Origin of the sequence: Aquimarina longa SW024, assembly GCF_001401755.1 — a bacterium.
GTDB classification, from domain to species: domain Bacteria; phylum Bacteroidota; class Bacteroidia; order Flavobacteriales; family Flavobacteriaceae; genus Aquimarina; species Aquimarina longa.
Map to the genome: position 1 here is coordinate 214,941 of NZ_AVQK01000010.1, position 16,735 is coordinate 231,675.

Consider the following 16,735-nt stretch of genomic DNA (forward strand, 5'->3'; position numbering starts at 1 on the left):
GATGTTTAACGATTGAGTTATGAGTTTTGTTGTGATGATTTTTATTTAAAGAGATTATAGAATGGATTAAGAAGAAATGAAATATTAAATTTAGAGTTAACTGATATTGATAGTAAACGAATGACGGTTTATGTAAGGAATGCTAAGAATAATAAAGACCGATATTCATTACTATCTGAAAAAACATTAAAAGACTTAAGAGCGTATTATAAGCAATGGAAACCTAAAAAATATCTTTTTGAACCCCCAAATGGGATGAAATATTCTGGAAAAAGTGTAGGAGTAATTGTTGCTAGAGCTGCTTTAAAAGCAAATATCAAAAGAAGGGTTACACCACATATACTTAGGCATTCGTTTTGCAACTCACCTATTAGAGAGTGGAACAGATTTAAGATATATACAAACTCTTTTGGGGTATAGTAGTACAAAAACAACAGAAATTTATACTCAGGTAGCTATAAATAATTTTAAGTTAATCAGAAATCCACTAGATTTATAAATAAATGGAATATATAGGACATATATCCTATATATCATTGTTACAGTCAAGCAAAACAAAATTATGAGAGAAATTGGACTTTTTATTTTTACAATATTAATTTTAGCATCTTGTCAAAAAGAAGCAAAGATTGATGGATATGAAATCAGTGGAATTATTAAAAACGTTCCTGATAGTACAATGGTTACATTTGGTGATTTTTTTAAGCCCACTGATTCTACTTTTGTTATTGGAGAAAAATTTCAATTTATAGGAAAAACAGAAAAACCTGAAAATGTTATCCTAAGAATAAAAGGTACTAGAGATTATTCAGAATTATGGATTGAAAATAGTAAAATAAATTTTATCGCTGAAAAAGGCAAATTTATTGATAGGGTGATTACTGGTTCTGAATCTCAGAGGCAAGCGGACATACATTATGCGAGAATAAAACCACTAAAAAAAGCTTTTTGATAGTCTTTATAACTTATCGATTGATCAAAGTCTGACTCAGTCTTATAGAGACTCTATGGTTATGAAATACAGTCGCTTAATTCCAAAAGAGGCAGAAATAAGTAAAAAATTCATAGAAGAGTATCCTAACTGTTTAGAAAGTACTAAAGTATTAAATAGGTATATGCGAGATTGGGGTAAAGAGATTAGTAATGAATTATTCTCGAAGATGAATATCGATATAAAAGAGTCAGATTATGGAAAAGAAATTTCTCATTACCTAAGTTTACCCAAAAAACCAGAAATTGGAGAAAAGTTTGTAGACTTTTCACTTAAAAATATTGAAGGAAAAGAAATTAAACTTTCGGATATAAATGCAAAATATACTTTAATAGAATTTTGGTCTTCTTGGTGTGGGCCTTGTCGAAAATCTAATCCTGAGCTAGTTAAGGAGTATAAAAAATATAAAGCTCAGGGTTTTGAAATAATCGGAGTTTCATTAGACAAGAATAAAGAAAGTTGGATCGAAGCTATTAAAAAAGATAGTCTTACTTGGCCAAATATAATTGACCTAAAGGGGTTTGAAGGTGATATAAGTTTAATTTATGAAGTAAATGGAATACCGGATAATTTCTTAATGGATCAAAATGGAATTATTATAGAAAGAAGATTAAGAGGAGATAAATTAAAAAATAAGTTAAAAGAAATATTTGAAAAAAAAGCCAGCCTTTAACATTATATAACAAAACATAATTGCCCTTCGGGATAACAACGTTTGTTATATTTAACGTTGTGCGCAATCCCTCATAGCTCCGAAAACCCTTTAGTACTATGCTAACGAAGTCTTATTTTTACACTCTAAATAATTTAAGCTCTTTGTAAGGCCGTTTTTTAAAGTGTTGCTACTTTGTGTAAGCACGTGCGCAATCCTGGTTGAAATGTTTGCCATTTAGTACATTGGCGGCCTAAATCTTAGGACCCCGTTCAGAATATTTCTTTTTGCCTAAAGCACATTTCCTTAGAGCTTTTAAAATCGTAAGTTATGGAACAACAAATGACATTAGAAATCGTAAACAAAAATGCTGCTGGTATTGATATTGGTAGTCGTAGTCATTGGGTAGCCGTCGGTCAAAAAAAGTCTGATATTAAAGAATTTGGAGTATATAATGAAGATTTATACGCTCTAGCAGATTGGCTTAGAGAACATAAGATTACCTCAGTAGCTATGGAAAGTACAGGTAATTATTGGCAAAACTTACACGCTGTTTTAATTGCCAATGGATTTGAAGTTACTCTTTGTAATGGAAAGTTTACCAAAAATATAAAAGGAAAAAAGACAGATGTAATTGATTGCCAATGGATACAAAAATTGCATGCTTTGGGATTACTTTCTTCAAGCTTCTTACCCGATGAAGACACAGAAATATTAAGAACTTTTACCAGACATCGTTTAAACCTAATCCAGCAAGCTGCTGCTTCATCAAAAAAAATGCAAAAATATCTAAGGCTTATGAATATAAGATTAGATGTTGTAGTGAAAGATATTGTAGGACTTACAGGATTGAAAATTATTACAGCTATTTGTTTGGGAGAAACAGATCCTAAAAAACTAGCTAGTTTAAGACATTATAACTGTAGAAAAAGTGAAGAAGAAATAGCTAAAGCTTTACACACAAACCGAAGAAATGATTATTTGTACGCATTAAATGATGAATTGGATACATATAACTATTTACAAGAAAAAATTAGAAAATGTGATGATCAAATAGCTTTGAAAATTGATGACATCATTGGTAAAGATCCTGAAAAAAAAGAGCATCATATAGATAAGAAAAAGCATAAAAGAATCAATAAAAACACTCCAAAAAATATTGATATCAATCTTAAATCTTATCAAATCTTCAAAGGAATAGATTTATTAGCAATAGAAGGAACGAGTTACAATACAGCACTCACCATAATGAGTGAAATTGGATATGAAGGTATTCATAAGTTTAAAACAGCTAAACATTTTACATCTTGGCTCAGATTAGCCCCTAATAACAAAGTAAGTGGAGGAAAAGTATTATCCAGTAAAATAGGTAAAGGAAGTAGTAGACTCAAAATAGCTCTAAGAAATGCTGCAAATGCGATTGGAAATTTAAAAGATAGTACTCCGCTTAGAGATTTTTTCCACAGAATAAATTTTAGAAAAGGAAGAGTCTCAGCTATTACAGTAACTGCTAGAAAACTTGCTATAATTATCTGGAATATGATTGTCAAGGCTAAACCATATCAAAATCCAGAAGGATACTTATACCTTGACCAAAAAAGAAAACTTGGACTCGTCAAAAGAATTAAAAAACAAATTGATAAATTTGACATCAAACCAGAAGATCTTGAATTTAAAACTCCCTGATTTTGAATAAATAAAATTGACGTTAGTCAGAATCTGTAAACTTGTATTTTTTACCAATTTTCGGTATTTTTGAACTAAATAATGTTAAAATGAGTAAAAATACATCAATATCACTCGGAAATTATTTTGACCAATTCATTCAGAGTCGAATACGTGAGGGACGATTTAAAAATGTAAGTGAAGTAATCCGTGCTGGATTAAGACTTTTAGAAGAAGAGGAAAGTAAAGCTGTAGCTCTAAAAAATGCTATTCAAGAAGGAATTGACAGCGGAATTGCTCACGATTTTAACCCAGAAAAACATCTTAAATCTCTAAAAGCAAAAAAACACTCGAATGGCTAAATTCAAACTGACCAATAAAGCAGTTGAGGATTTATCAAAGATTTGGGATTATACTTTTGAGGTTTGGTCAGAAAAACAAGCTGACAAATATTATGAAATGTTGATTTCTAATTGCCAAGAAATAGCTGATAATCCAGATTTAGGAAAAAACTACAATGGAATTACTAAAAATCTATTCGGAGTAAAATCGAATCGACACATTATTTTCTATCGAAATGTTGATGATAATTATGTGGAAATTACAAGGATTTTGCACGAAAGAATGGATTTAAAGAAACGAATACTGGAATAAAAACTACCCACAACAATTTGTATAGTTCATTTGCTCCCTTCGGGAAGCAAACGCACCATACAAGAAACGTTATGGGCAAGTTGAACACAACACAATTAGCAGAATGAATTACAACGAAATTGCAGAAAAAATAATCGAACTGAAAAATACTGATTTGGAATTTCGTGAAAAGCTAATTGAAAGTGGAAAACTTAGTGAAGGCTACAATAAAGAAATGGCTGAAATTCACAACAAAAATGCCAAAACTCTAAATGAAATAATAAATAAAATAGGTTATCCAACGCTTGACAAAGTTGGCAAAGAAGCAAATGAAGCAACTTGGTTAATAATACAACATTCTATCGGACAACCTAACTTTATGAAAAAATGTGTGAAATTATTAGAAATTGCTGTTCATCAAAATAAAGCCAATTCAAAAAATTTAGCGTACTTGACTGACCGAATAGCAGTTTTTGAGAATAAACCACAACTTTATGGAACTCAATTTGATTGGGATGAAAGCGGAGAATTGAGCCCTAATATTTTTGATGACTTGAAAAAAGTGAATCAAAGGCGAAAATCTATTGGGTTTAATTCAATTGAAGAACAAACTAAAATTATAAGAAAACAAGCTAAAAATAATAAACAATCGCCACCGACAGACTTTGAAAAAAGAAAACAGGAAATTGAGGAATGGAAAAAAACTGTTGGTTGGACAAAATAAAACCAGTCCATAACAATGGTTATAAGTAATTGCTTGTTCTCGGCTACTTCTGAAAATCCGCAGGAATTTCCAAAGTAAATAAAAAAGCCTTTATTTATAGGAGATATATAAGATTTCAAAAAAACAAGTAATGATTTAGTAACGAAACTAACTTCTTCTTTCGTTTAATTTCAAATAACTTCCACAAAGTTAGGTATCTTAAATGATAGTTTTCTAAACTTTAACAAAAAAATCTACTCACATTCAATAAAAAAGGAAATTAATCGTTTTAAGTGTACGACATTTTTAAAATAGAGCCTTGATGTAAATTCAAAATCATCACTTTTTTATGAGGAATAAATACTAAAAATCATCAACGACCATTCCGATTTTTAATCAAATATTTCTAACCCTTTAAAACAAAAGTTATGAACCCATTATTTGCAACAACGCTAAATGAAATCTGGAAAAAAGAAGAGCAGATACAAGAAGTTTTGAATATATCTCCTATTAAAACTGCCAAAGAAATGGCATTGTTTACTCAAAGTCAATTAGAAAAAGTTAAGGAATATGTTTTATCATATGGTTTTGAAACGGTTGATGATGAAATTACTTTTTTTAAAGAGGTAAAACCACAAATTCAAGGAATGCTACTGTACTACAAGTACATCTATCACATAGAAACTTCCTGTCCTATAGGTTGTAGAGATAATATAATTATTCATTATCGAAAATTTTATAAAGAACTATCAGAAAGAAACCAACAAAAATATTGTAAAAATTCATTTTATCAATATTTTAAATCTGGGAGAACTGACAAAGATGAAGTCTTTTTTACACAACAAAAAAATAAAGACATTGTTTTCAAAAATTACGATTCGTTTAATTTTATTGATACGAAATTTACCACATTTTATGATTGTTTATTATCGTTAATTTATTCGGAAGAAAAACTTCTTCACTTTATTGAAAGAAAAGAAGGTAAGGTGTATAGCGTTGAGGCACAATCAGAAAATTTGCAATGGTTAGCTTCAAAAAGCTCTTTGGTTGAATTAATTTACGCATTATATTCTTCACAATCTGTAAAAGGAGTAAGTATTCGTAGTATAGCCAGTTCATTTGAAGAATTATTCAGAATAAAATTAGGCGACATACATCATACGTATCACCGAATGAAATCCAGAAGTAACAGTAGAACCCTCTTTTTAGACAGACTAAAAATTTCTTTAGAACATCAACTTCAAGTAAGCGATGCTTGAAGAGCAATTGTCAGTCTTGTTGAGACTGATTTTTTTTGCACTAAAAACTGTTAAATTTCATACCCATTGGCAAGAACTTGGCAATAAAACATATCCAACCTTTTCAATTTTGCTCCATCATTTTAAATCTTTTTAACGATGGAACTTATCACACTACAATCCGAAGTATGGACGCAACTACAAGCTCAAATTAACACTATACACGAACATCTTCAACCACCTAAAGACAGCGAGTTATATAAAAACGTATGGCTCAACCATCGTGAAGTCTGTGAGTATTTACACATCAGTTCTCGAACGCTTACTCGAATGCGAAAAGCAGGAGAAATTACCTACTCTGAAAACCGACGACAATACTTTTATACCATTGGAGCTATTGAAGAATTGCTAAACAAACATGCAGTACCTTCCAAAGAAGAATATCTCAAAAATCTTACAGACCAAGCCAAAAAATACCTAAAACAATAAGCTATGAATTTGGATAGACGAGAATTTTTTGCGTGGATGGACAGAATCCAGGATCGTTTCGATTTGCTAGACGAAAAACTAAACCGATTACAACGGCAGAAAAACGTAGTTGAGGGCGAACAATTGTTAGACAATCAAGATGTGCTAACGATTTTAAAAGTAAGCCAACGCACCTTACAACGTTATCGTTCATCAGGAAAGCTACCGTATTATTCTATCAGCGGAAAAACCTACTACCGTTTATCGGATGTAAACCACTTTATCAAGTCGCTATTCAAACATCCTGTAACGCCAAAATAGGTTTTTGTAGGTCAAACAAGGTCAAAATCAATAGAATTATTTTTTCAGAAATCACACATTGTACTTTCGATTTTAAATGAACCATCTCAGAAAAGCCTCGGATAATTAAACACTTGGCTATCCCTCTGCGATTAAAATCAGAAAAACATGAGTGAAACACATCAAGAATTACCCGAACAGTTTTCGGATATTCTATTGGTATTAGACCAAGAAAAAAAGGAAATCAGAGCCGTAAAAGGCATTGATAAAAACGGGAATTTAGAAACCACCGACCCTAAAAAAGCAAATGAAAATGAGTTTTTAAAGGTGGATAAACACGGCGATATGCTGTCTAATTTTTTTCTGAATTACTTCCGTCAAGCAAAAGACCCAACCCGCTTTAAATTTTTTAAAGTTCCTAAAAAGCAAGTAGAAAAAATAGTAAAAATTTTTAAAGAACAATTAAAGAACCCTACAAAAGCGATGAGTGAGATGATGAAACATCACGAAGTAGATACATCAAAATTTAACACAAAAAAAGAAACAACAATGGCAACACAAGCAAAACCACAAGACACAAACACTCAAGAGGAAACACCAAAACAAGAACCTCAAAAGAAAGGAACAAAAACCCATACCAGCGATTACAAATATCAAGAAAAAGATATCGATTGGGCAACCTTATCCAATTTTGGTATTACCAAAGAAAAATTAGAAAAGCGAAACTTATTAGAACCACTTTTAAAAGGCTATAAAACGAATGAATTAGTAAATATAAGTCTCAATGTAGATACGGTAATTAGCCGATTAGATGCCCGTTTATCACTTCAAAAAAATGCCGAAGGAAAAATAACAATGGCGATTCACGGTATCCGTAGAGAACCAATGCTCAACTATCCATTTTTCGGACATCAATTTAGTGATGAAGACAAACAAAACCTCAAAAACACAGGTAATATGGGACGCGTTGTCGATTTACAAAACCTAAAAACAGGAGAAATGATCCCCTCAATAATAAGTGTAGATAGACTAACCAATGAATTAGTTGCTTTAAAGTCAGAATACATCAAAATTCCTAATGAGATTAAAGGAATTACACTAAACGAAGACCAAAAACAAACGCTTCAAGAAGGAAAATCGTTGTATTTAGAAGGCATGACTTCAAGCAAAGGTAAAGCCTTTAGTGCCAATGTTCAGTTCAATGCAGATAAGCGATATGTAGAATTTCTGTTTGACAAACCAACGCAAAACAAACAGCAAAAACAAGAGCAAATGCCATCAGAAGAAATTCCAAAAATGATACGAGGTAAAGAACTTACCGAAGAACAACGTCAGCTTTTAAAAGACGGAAAAACCATTTACATCAGTGGATTTTTAAGTAAAAGCGGTAGTGCCTATAACGGCTATTTAAAGTTGGATGGCAAAAACGGAAAAGTAGATTTTTCATTTAAAAATCCGAATAAAAAAGAGGACAAAGTCGGACAAGAAACAAGCAAAGGTAAAGCAGAAAAAACCGACGATAAACCAACCAAAACAAAGGGTAAAAAACTATAAAGATGAAAGTAATACTTACAGAAAAGCCCAGTGTAGCGAAAGATTTAGCGCTACATCTAGGGCTTACCCAACGCAAAAATGGCTATTGGTTGGGTAAGGGGTATGCGATAACGTGGGCTTACGGACATTTAGTAACATTAGCACTACCAGAAAGCTACGGTATTAACGGATTTCAACGAGACAATTTACCGATTATTCCCAAAGATTTTTTGTTAATGCCTCGTCAACTGAAAGTACGAGGTGGTTACAAAATCGATGCACGTGCTTTTGAGCAATTACAAATCATCAAAGAATTATTTGAGCGATGCGAAAGTATCATTGTAGCAACCGATGCGGGTCGTGAGGGCGAACTCATTTTCAGATACATTTATCAGTATTTACAGTGTCAAAAACCGTTTCAACGCTTATGGATAAGCTCGTTAACTTACGAAGCGATTACTAAAGGTTTTAAAAATCTGCAAAACGGAACTAATTTCGATACCTTGTATCAATCAGCTAAAGCACGCAGTCAAGCCGATTGGCTTATTGGTATCAACGCTACACAAGCGTTGAGTGTTCAAGCAAATAACGGAATTTATTCATTAGGAAGAGTACAAACACCAACGCTAGCAATGGTTTGTAAACGCTATTTGGAAAACAAAAACTTTGCGTCTGAAACATATTGGAACATTCAACTTCAACATTCGGTATTAGGCACTACTTTTTATACGCAATCTGAAACCTCTTTTTTTAATAAAGAAACTGCCGAAAAGCTGATTGAAAGCATCGCATTTGTAAAAACGGTAACAGTACTTGAAGTTGTTGAAAAAGAGAAAAAGGAACAACCGCCTTTGCTGTATGATTTAACCGCTTTACAAAAAGAAGCACACGTTCAATATAACTTTTCGGCATCCAAAACCTTGGAAATTGCACAGTCGTTGTACGAGAAAAAACTCATTAGTTATCCACGCACAGGAAGTCGTTATATTTCTGAAGATATGTGGCAGAAAATACCTGAATTAATTCAATTTTTAGAAAGAAATGAAACCTTAAAAGAACACGCTAAATTTTTGCGATTACAAAAATTACAAAAACGCATTGTAAACGATGAAAAAGTAACCGATCACCACGCTTTGTTGATTACTGATTATATGCCAGCATCCATTTCAAATGAAGAAAAAACGCTTTATCAACTAATCGCTTCTCGATTGTTAGAGTCGGTGTCAGCGCCTTGTGTTAAAGAGCTTACGCAGATACGTTGCATAGCAAAAGACGAACGCTTTACAACAAATGGAACTGTTATTGTATCCGAAGGTTGGAGAGCGATACGAGGATATTTTGAGCAAACCACAACTCAACAATTACCTGATGTGTCTGATAAAAAAGAGCTAACGATAAAAGCAATTAAATTAGTTGAAAAACAAACACAACCGAAGCCATTACTTACCGAGGCGACCTTACTTTTTGCAATGGAAAACGCTGGAAAAACTATTGAAAATAAAGAAGAGCGATTAGTCATAAAAGAAGTAGGTTTAGGAACGCCAGCTACGCGTGCGAATAGTATCGAAACCTTATTTAAACGTGATTATATTAAACGCCAAAAAAAGGCATTACTTCCTACCGAAAAAGGCTTACAAGTGTATCAAATTGTAAAAGACAAACGTATTGCCGATGTAGCAATGACAGGAATGTGGGAAAGGTCATTAGCAGGTATAGAAAAAGGTGAAATAAGTGAGGCAAGTTTTCAAAAAGCTATTGAAATTCACACACAACAAATTACCAGAGAGCTGTTGCAAAGTGAGGTGAAATCACTTCCAAAAAAGCAACAATTATGTTGTCCAAAATGCAAGAAGTCTTCTGTAAAAATATATCCAAAAGTAGCAAAATGTACAGCGGAAGATTGCGATTGGCTTGTTTTTAGAACTATTTGTGGCAAAACAATGACTGAAAAAGCTATTTCAACGTTATTGGAGAAAGGGAAAAGTCCGTTATTAAAAGGCTTACAAAGTAAAGGGAATAAAATTTTTGATGCGTATTTGGTATTACATAAAGACGGAACTACTTGTTTTAAATTTCCTGTAAAAAGAAAGAAATAAAAAGTTTAAATTTTCGTTCAATAACTGTTGATAGTGAGTGTTTTGACTTTTTAAAACCTAAAGATTATGGAAACAACAATGGAAATAAGAGATATGTCATACTTTGAGTTGCGTTTACAAGAACTTTTAATAGAAAGTTATCCTGAATTAGCCAAGGATCAAGATTTTATAAGCGCACGAGGTGATTTAGCAGTAGATACCTATGTCGATGTAATTAAGAGAGGCGATACTCATTTAGAAGCATCTTATGAGGCTAATCAAGTGTTATTTGCTAATTTACCGTTTTCAAAAATGGATTTAGTTTTTAAGGTAGTTTGTGATGAGTTTTATCGAGATATTGCGAATGATGAACTTCGCTCATTTGCCGAACAAATGCTTCCTGTGTGTCAAGAGGTTTTTGATAAGTACGAATTACATAAAGATTTTGAGGATGATGAAATGTACGACCCATTGTACACCGAACTTACAGGAACTATTCAAATTTGGCTAGAAGAAAATTAATAAGCAATGAATTGTTTTAACCATATAAAAGAAAATGCAGTGGCTTCTTGTCAAGACTGCCAAAAAGGCTTGTGTACTACGTGTGCAAGTCTTTTTTCTTTTCCTATTTGTCGCGATTGTAACAAGAGAAGACAGCAGTCTGAAAAGAAAGCGATTTACAAAGAGTTATTTTTAATGTTTGTTTTTGGGTGTGTGGGATATTATTTATTTTCTCAATTCTTTGGACATCATGATTCTGCTAACCTAAAAACGAGAACTTTTAGTGTTGTATTGTCCGTTCTTTTTGGGTTTTATGCAGGTGGAGCCTTGGTTGCAGGTTGGAAAACCTTAACCTATATCACCCCAAGTGTGTTTTTATTTCTACCCCTTGTTGGTTGGGGCATATATTTTATTGTGAAATTTTTGCTTTCTATTGCTGTGGGTGTGGTCATGTTTCCTGTTCGATTACTATTGCATACACGAAAACTACTTTCATTAAAAAGGCTGTAAAATACAGCAACTAAACCGCCAAACAACGCCAAAAACACAACGAATTAAAATCCGATTAGTTCAGTGGGTACTTTTAAAAAAAGTATCAATTCATAACTATGGGATTTTCAAAAAAAGCACATCTTCAACAAAATATTGAAGCAATTCAAACGGTTTTTCAGTTAGAAAAAGAACAGCGACAAGCCACGTATAAGGAACTTCAAAAATTACAAAAATACGTTGGCTTTGGCGGATTAAAATGCGTACTTCATCCAGCAAATTCGTTTAGTGATATTGCGCATTGGTCCAACTCGGAATTGGATTTATTTTCGTTAGTAAGCGAATTACATCGCATTATAAAAGAAAACACACCCAACGAAAAGACCTACAAACGCTATATTGATAGTATTAGAAGCAGTGTGCTTACCGCTTTTTACACACCAAATGAACTTGTACACAAATTAGGGCAAACGCTACAAAATAACAATATTCAAATTAATCGTTTTTTAGATCCCTCCGCAGGAATGGGAGTGTTTTTGTCGGCTTTAGGCAACAACAGTTCCGTAGCTTTTGAAAAGGACTTACTTACCGCAAAAATGTTACAATATACCTATCCTGATACACTTGTAAAAGCACAAGGATTTGAAACCATTGACAAGCAATATCACAACTATTTTGATGTGGTAAGTAGTAATATTCCGTTTGGCGATATGCAGGTTTTTGACCCCGATTTTTCAAAAAGTACCGATGCAGTTAGCAAACAAGCATCTAAAACCATTCATAATTATTTCTTTTTAAAGGCGATGGACACGCTCCGTGAAGGCGGATTGTTAGCCTTTGTTACTTCGCGAGGTGTTTTAAACAGTGCTAAAAATAAAGTTGTTCGTGAGCGTTTGTTGGAAAAATCACACTTAATAACCGCTATCCGTTTACCCAATAATCTATTTACAGAAAACGCAGGAACGGAAGTAGGAAGCGACTTTATTTTACTGCAAAAAGATAGCAACAAGCAACAATTAACACCACAGGAACAAAATTTTATTGAAAGTTATACTACCGAAAAGGGCATTGCCAACAGTCGTTTGTTTCAATCGTTTGATAACATTGTTACGAATAAGAGTTTTATTGATACCGACCCTTACGGAAAACCTGCAATTATTCATTTACATACTGAAGGTATTACTCAAATTTCAGAAGATTTTGCTACTATTTTACAAAAGGATATAACGACAAATTTCAACAAACAGCTTTATTTACAAGAGGTACAACAACAGCAAAAAATAGTTGCTAAAAATGTTCAAAAGGAAGTAAAATCAAGCAATGCCATTCAAGAAGAACCTCTTGTAACTTTGTACGATTTATTCAATTTTACCGAAGAAGAACGCAACCCGAATTACAAACCTAAAAAGGCAAAACGAAACAAGAAACAAAAATCAGGAATAACACCTGTCAAAACTCCTAAACTGCCCAAAATTTCAGAAGAACCACGGCCGTTTTTAAATACGATTTTACCACATTATAAAGACGGGTGTTTGGTGCTTTATGAAACTCAAATAGGCTACTTAAAATCGTTGAACGAAACGACACCAATGTTTCATCCTGTGTTTTTAAACTCATTACAAGAGCAACGTATCAAAAATTACTTGCCTATTCGAGATGCTTATTTTGAGTTGTATCAGCAGGAAACGGAAACGCAAACCGAACAACCAAAACTACGAGGAAACCTCAATACATACTACGATGCTTATGTAAAGGCTAACGGAAATTTAAACAATTCCAATACTATAAAATTATTGAAAATGGATACCATTGGCAATGATATTTTGTACTTGGAACGTAGTCAGGGAAACACGTTTAAAAAAGCTGATATTTTTTACCGTCCTGTTGCTTTTAATCCTAATGAAATTACCGAGGTTGCCAACGCAAACGAAGCCTTGAGTGCTTCGCTAAACAAGTTTTCAAAGGTTGATTTTGACTATATGCAAAAAATCAGTGGAATTGATATAACAACATTAAAATCCGATTTAAAAGACCGTGTTTTTTATCATCCATTAGTTAACGAGTATCAAATCGCCGACCAGTTTTTAGCAGGTAATGTTATTGAAAAAGCTAAAGCGATAGAAGCGTATCAAAATGAACATCCTACGAATGAATTTTCAGAAGAAATAAACGAATCTTTAGACAAATTAAAAGCAGTTTTTCCTCGAAAAATTGAATTTGAAGAATTGGATTTTAACTTGGGCGAACGTTGGATTCCTACAAAAATTTACAGTCGGTTTGCTTCGCACTTGTTTGATACCGATGTGAATATTCGTTATACTCCCAATGGCGATACTTTTTCAGTACAATGCAATCGTAAAAATGCTACTATTTGGGATAAATGCAACGTAAAAAGCGAAAGCAGAAACTATGATGGTATTGCCTTAATGAAACACGCTTTGGTTAATACCACACCAAAAATCACTAAAAAAGCAACCATCGATGAAAAGGAGGTCAAAATTCCTGATAGCGAGGCCATCCAATTAGCCAATAGTAAAGTTGATGAAATACGCAGTGAATTTGTAGATTGGTTACAGGCTCAAACTCCCGAGTTTAAAGAGCGATTGACCAATCTATATAACAATACGTTTAATTGTTTTGTACGTCCAGATTATGATGGAATTCATCAAACCTTTCCAGATTTAGACCGAAAAGGGTTAGGAATTGAGGATTTATACGATAGCCAAAAAGATGTTGTTTGGATGATTAAAAACAACGGAGGTGCGATTTGCGACCATGAAGTAGGTGCAGGAAAAACCTTGGTAATGTGTTGTGCTTCTTATGAGCTCAAACGATTAGGATTAGCCAACAAACCTATGATTATTGGTTTGAAAGCCAATGTTCACGAAATTGCAGAAACCTACCGAAAAGCTTATCCGAATGCTCGAATTTTATATCCTGGCAAACAAGATTTTACACCTAATAAACGACAACGAATTTTTGCGGATATAAAAAACAATGATTGGGATGCGGTTATTTTAACCCACGACCAATTTGGTAAAATTCCGCAGTCGGCAGAAGTACAACAAGAAATTTTACAAGCCGAGTTAGAAACCGTAGAAACTAATCTATGGCTGTTAGAAAAACAAGGAGAAGAAGTGTCGAGAGGAATGATTCGAGGAATGTATAAACGCAAAGAAAATTTAGAAGTAAAACTAAAATCAATCGCCTATGATATTGAACAACGTAAGGACGATATGATAGATTTTAAAATTATGGGTATTGACCATTTGTTTGTAGATGAAAGCCATAAATTTAAAAATTTGATGTTCAACACACGTCACGATAGAGTGGCAGGGTTGGGGAATTCACAAGGAAGTCAACGTGCATTGAATTTATTGTTTGCATTGCGTACCATTCAACAAAAAACAGGTAAAGATTTAGGGGCGACCTTTCTATCAGGTACTACGATTTCTAATTCCTTAACAGAATTGTATTTATTGTTTAAGTACTTACGACCAAAAGCATTGGAAAAGCAAAACATTCATTGTTTTGATGCTTGGTCGGCTATTTACGCTAAAAAAACAACCGATTATGAATTTTCAGTAACCAATAACATCGTTCAAAAAGAGCGGTTTCGATATTTTATCAAAGTACCTGAATTGGCACAATTCTATTCAGAAATTACCGATTACCGAACCGCTAAAGATATTGGTATCGACCGTCCTGAAAAGAATGAAATATTATACAATATTCCACCAACTCCTGAACAAGAAGATTTTATTCAACGGTTAATGAAGTTTGCAAAATCGGGTGATGCGACTATTTTAGGAAGAGAACCTTTATCAAAATCTGAAGAAAAAGCCAAAATGTTAATTGCCACCAACTATGCACGAAAAATGTCGTTGGATATGCGAATGATTTCACAAGGATACAGCGACCATATCAACAACAAAGCCTCACATTGTGCCAAGAAAATTAACGATTATTATCAAAAATACAAAGCGCAAAAAGGAACACAGTTTGTGTTTTCAGATTTAGGAACGTACAAGCCTAATCAGTGGAATCCGTATTCCGAAATTAAACGAAAATTGGTTGAGAATTATGGTATTCCAGAGAGTGAAATCCGATTTATACAAGAAGCCAAAACAGATAATGCTCGTAAAAGTTTTATTAAGCAAATGAATGAAGGAAAAATCCGTGTGTTATTCGGTTCTACGGAAATGTTGGGAACAGGTGTTAATGCCCAAAAACGAGCGGTTGCTATTCATCATTTAGATACCCCTTGGAGACCGAGTGATTTAGCACAACGAGATGGTAGAGCCATTAGAAAAGGTAATGAAATTTCAAAACATTTCGCTGACAATAAGGTAGATGTACTAATTTATGCTGTTGAAAAATCGTTGGATAGTTATAAGTTCAATTTACTACATAACAAGCAATTATTTATAGACCAATTAAAGAAAAATAACCTCGGAAAACGTACCATTGACGAAGGAAGTATGGATGAAAAATCGGGAATGAATTTTTCGGAATACGTAGCTATTTTATCGGGTAATACCGATTTATTAGAAAAGGCAAAAATTGAAAAGAAAATCACCGCTTTAGAAAGTGAGCGAAAAGCGTTTCATGGTTCAAAATGGGCATCTAAAAACAAATTAGAAAATCTTACCAAGTTGGCAGTACTTGGCAAAGAACGAGTTACTGCAATGCAAAACGACCAGCAACAGTTTCTATCGAGTTTGCAAAAGGATGAAAACGGAACTATTTTAAACCCAATTCAGTTGAAAAATTGTAATGCTACGGATGTAGAAGCTATTGGAAAACACCTCAACAAGTTATCCAAAGAAATGAATACCCAAGGAGAATATCGCAGTATTGGTAGTTTATATGGATTTACCTTACTGATTAAAACGGAAGCAACCATGAAGGATGAGTTTGATTTTACTCAAAATAGATTCTTTGTGTTAGGAAGCGGAGATATAAAATATACATACAACAATGGTAATTTAGCACTTGACCCAAAACTGGCTTCTGCTAATTTTCTAAACGCTTTGTTTAAAATTCCTTCATTAATTGAAAAGGAAGCACAGAAATTACGCGAAAATGAAGTGCAAATTCCTACATTAAAAGAGGTTGTAAATGCAGAATGGCGAAAAGAGCCTGAATTAAAGGAATTAAAAATAGAATTAGATAGTTTAAATCGAAAAATACAAAATGAAATTACTCCAAATGATACATCAGAGAGTAGATTGGTTGTAAATAAAAATGTAGAAAAGGTAACAAATAACTTTACCCGAAAAGTTTCTTAAGATATTGTATTGTTAATTCAAGATAGTTTTATATAACAATATCTATATTTGTGTAATCATCTCATACCATTTTAATTTTGAATTTACTGTAATAATTAGTAAATTTAATTATGCTAAAAAAGATCAAACTAATTATTAGAGAAGAGCTAGAGTTTTTACAGCGGGAGTATTCAAAATCCCAAAGTTCCTTATCCAA

14 protein-coding genes and 1 pseudogene are annotated in these 16,735 nt (G+C 33.0%); all 15 read left to right on the forward strand.

Annotated elements, in window-relative coordinates:
• Positions 1-63 precede the first annotated feature (63 nt).
• A pseudogene (locus tag N456_RS00685) lies at positions 64-499 on the forward strand (tyrosine-type recombinase/integrase); the annotation flags it as partial.
• 63 nt (positions 500-562) lie between these two features.
• Positions 563-952 carry a DUF4369 domain-containing protein gene (locus tag N456_RS00690; protein ID WP_062052832.1) on the forward strand — a complete coding sequence of 130 codons (390 nt, stop codon included), beginning with the start codon at positions 563-565 and terminating at the stop codon, positions 950-952.
• A gap of 61 nt (positions 953-1,013) precedes the next feature.
• Positions 1,014-1,664: a peroxiredoxin family protein gene (locus N456_RS00695; protein ID WP_158447799.1), complete on the forward strand. Its 651-nt coding sequence runs from the start codon at positions 1,014-1,016 to the stop codon at positions 1,662-1,664.
• Between the two features lie 309 nt (positions 1,665-1,973).
• Positions 1,974-3,329, forward strand: a complete 1,356-nt coding sequence (locus N456_RS00700; RefSeq protein ID WP_062052837.1) for an IS110 family RNA-guided transposase — start codon at positions 1,974-1,976, stop codon at positions 3,327-3,329.
• An 89-nt stretch (positions 3,330-3,418) separates the two neighbouring features.
• Positions 3,419-3,670, forward strand: a complete 252-nt coding sequence (locus N456_RS00705) for a type II toxin-antitoxin system ParD family antitoxin (RefSeq protein WP_062052839.1) — start codon at positions 3,419-3,421, stop codon at positions 3,668-3,670.
• Positions 3,663-3,962 (forward strand): type II toxin-antitoxin system RelE/ParE family toxin, encoded by a 300-nt coding sequence (locus N456_RS00710; protein ID WP_062052841.1) that lies wholly within the window; start codon positions 3,663-3,665, stop codon positions 3,960-3,962. The genes N456_RS00705 and N456_RS00710 overlap by 8 nt, the downstream gene beginning before the upstream one ends.
• Before the next feature lie 103 nt (positions 3,963-4,065).
• Positions 4,066-4,665, forward strand: a complete 600-nt coding sequence (locus N456_RS00715; RefSeq protein WP_062052843.1) for a DUF6624 domain-containing protein — start codon at positions 4,066-4,068, stop codon at positions 4,663-4,665.
• A 407-nt stretch (positions 4,666-5,072) separates the two neighbouring features.
• Entirely contained in the window at positions 5,073-5,903 is an 831-nt protein-coding gene (locus tag N456_RS00720) for an RteC domain-containing protein (protein WP_062052845.1), read from the forward strand.
• Between the two features lie 138 nt (positions 5,904-6,041).
• Positions 6,042-6,371, forward strand: coding sequence for a helix-turn-helix domain-containing protein (locus tag N456_RS00725; RefSeq protein WP_062052847.1), 330 nt, complete (start codon positions 6,042-6,044; stop codon positions 6,369-6,371).
• 3 nt (positions 6,372-6,374) lie between these two features.
• Positions 6,375-6,671 carry a helix-turn-helix domain-containing protein gene (locus N456_RS23560; protein ID WP_082422387.1) on the forward strand — a complete coding sequence of 99 codons (297 nt, stop codon included), beginning with the start codon at positions 6,375-6,377 and terminating at the stop codon, positions 6,669-6,671.
• Positions 6,672-6,818: 147 nt separating this feature from the next.
• Positions 6,819-8,204 carry a DUF3945 domain-containing protein gene (locus N456_RS00730; RefSeq protein WP_062052850.1) on the forward strand — a complete coding sequence of 462 codons (1,386 nt, stop codon included), beginning with the start codon at positions 6,819-6,821 and terminating at the stop codon, positions 8,202-8,204.
• A 2-nt stretch (positions 8,205-8,206) separates the two neighbouring features.
• Positions 8,207-10,279 carry a type IA DNA topoisomerase gene (locus tag N456_RS00735; RefSeq protein WP_062052852.1) on the forward strand — a complete coding sequence of 691 codons (2,073 nt, stop codon included), beginning with the start codon at positions 8,207-8,209 and terminating at the stop codon, positions 10,277-10,279.
• 66 nt (positions 10,280-10,345) lie between these two features.
• Positions 10,346-10,780: a DUF1896 family protein gene (locus N456_RS00740; protein WP_205410237.1), complete on the forward strand. Its 435-nt coding sequence runs from the start codon at positions 10,346-10,348 to the stop codon at positions 10,778-10,780.
• Between the two features lie 6 nt (positions 10,781-10,786).
• Positions 10,787-11,269: a hypothetical protein gene (locus tag N456_RS00745; RefSeq protein WP_062052854.1), complete on the forward strand. Its 483-nt coding sequence runs from the start codon at positions 10,787-10,789 to the stop codon at positions 11,267-11,269.
• A gap of 98 nt (positions 11,270-11,367) precedes the next feature.
• Entirely contained in the window at positions 11,368-16,539 is a 5,172-nt protein-coding gene (locus N456_RS00750; RefSeq protein ID WP_062052856.1) for a helicase-related protein, read from the forward strand.
• The last annotated feature ends 196 nt before the right edge of the window (positions 16,540-16,735 follow it).

Bases quoted from the DNA above. Each gene is read 5' to 3' on its own strand.
- N456_RS00690 (WP_062052832.1), top strand. From the start codon at position 563: ATGAGAGAAATTGGACTTTTTATTTTTACAATATTAATTTTAGCATCT.
- N456_RS00695 (WP_158447799.1), top strand. From the start codon at position 1,014: ATGAAATACAGTCGCTTAATTCCAAAAGAGGCAGAAATAAGTAAAAAA.
- N456_RS00700 (WP_062052837.1), top strand. From the start codon at position 1,974: ATGGAACAACAAATGACATTAGAAATCGTAAACAAAAATGCTGCTGGT.
- N456_RS00705 (WP_062052839.1), top strand. From the start codon at position 3,419: ATGAGTAAAAATACATCAATATCACTCGGAAATTATTTTGACCAATTC.
- N456_RS00710 (WP_062052841.1), top strand. From the start codon at position 3,663: ATGGCTAAATTCAAACTGACCAATAAAGCAGTTGAGGATTTATCAAAG.
- N456_RS00715 (WP_062052843.1), top strand. From the start codon at position 4,066: ATGAATTACAACGAAATTGCAGAAAAAATAATCGAACTGAAAAATACT.
- N456_RS00720 (WP_062052845.1), top strand. From the start codon at position 5,073: ATGAACCCATTATTTGCAACAACGCTAAATGAAATCTGGAAAAAAGAA.
- N456_RS00725 (WP_062052847.1), top strand. From the start codon at position 6,042: ATGGAACTTATCACACTACAATCCGAAGTATGGACGCAACTACAAGCT.
- N456_RS23560 (WP_082422387.1), top strand. From the start codon at position 6,375: ATGAATTTGGATAGACGAGAATTTTTTGCGTGGATGGACAGAATCCAG.
- N456_RS00730 (WP_062052850.1), top strand. From the start codon at position 6,819: ATGAGTGAAACACATCAAGAATTACCCGAACAGTTTTCGGATATTCTA.
- N456_RS00735 (WP_062052852.1), top strand. From the start codon at position 8,207: ATGAAAGTAATACTTACAGAAAAGCCCAGTGTAGCGAAAGATTTAGCG.
- N456_RS00740 (WP_205410237.1), top strand. From the start codon at position 10,346: ATGGAAACAACAATGGAAATAAGAGATATGTCATACTTTGAGTTGCGT.
- N456_RS00745 (WP_062052854.1), top strand. From the start codon at position 10,787: ATGAATTGTTTTAACCATATAAAAGAAAATGCAGTGGCTTCTTGTCAA.
- N456_RS00750 (WP_062052856.1), top strand. From the start codon at position 11,368: ATGGGATTTTCAAAAAAAGCACATCTTCAACAAAATATTGAAGCAATT.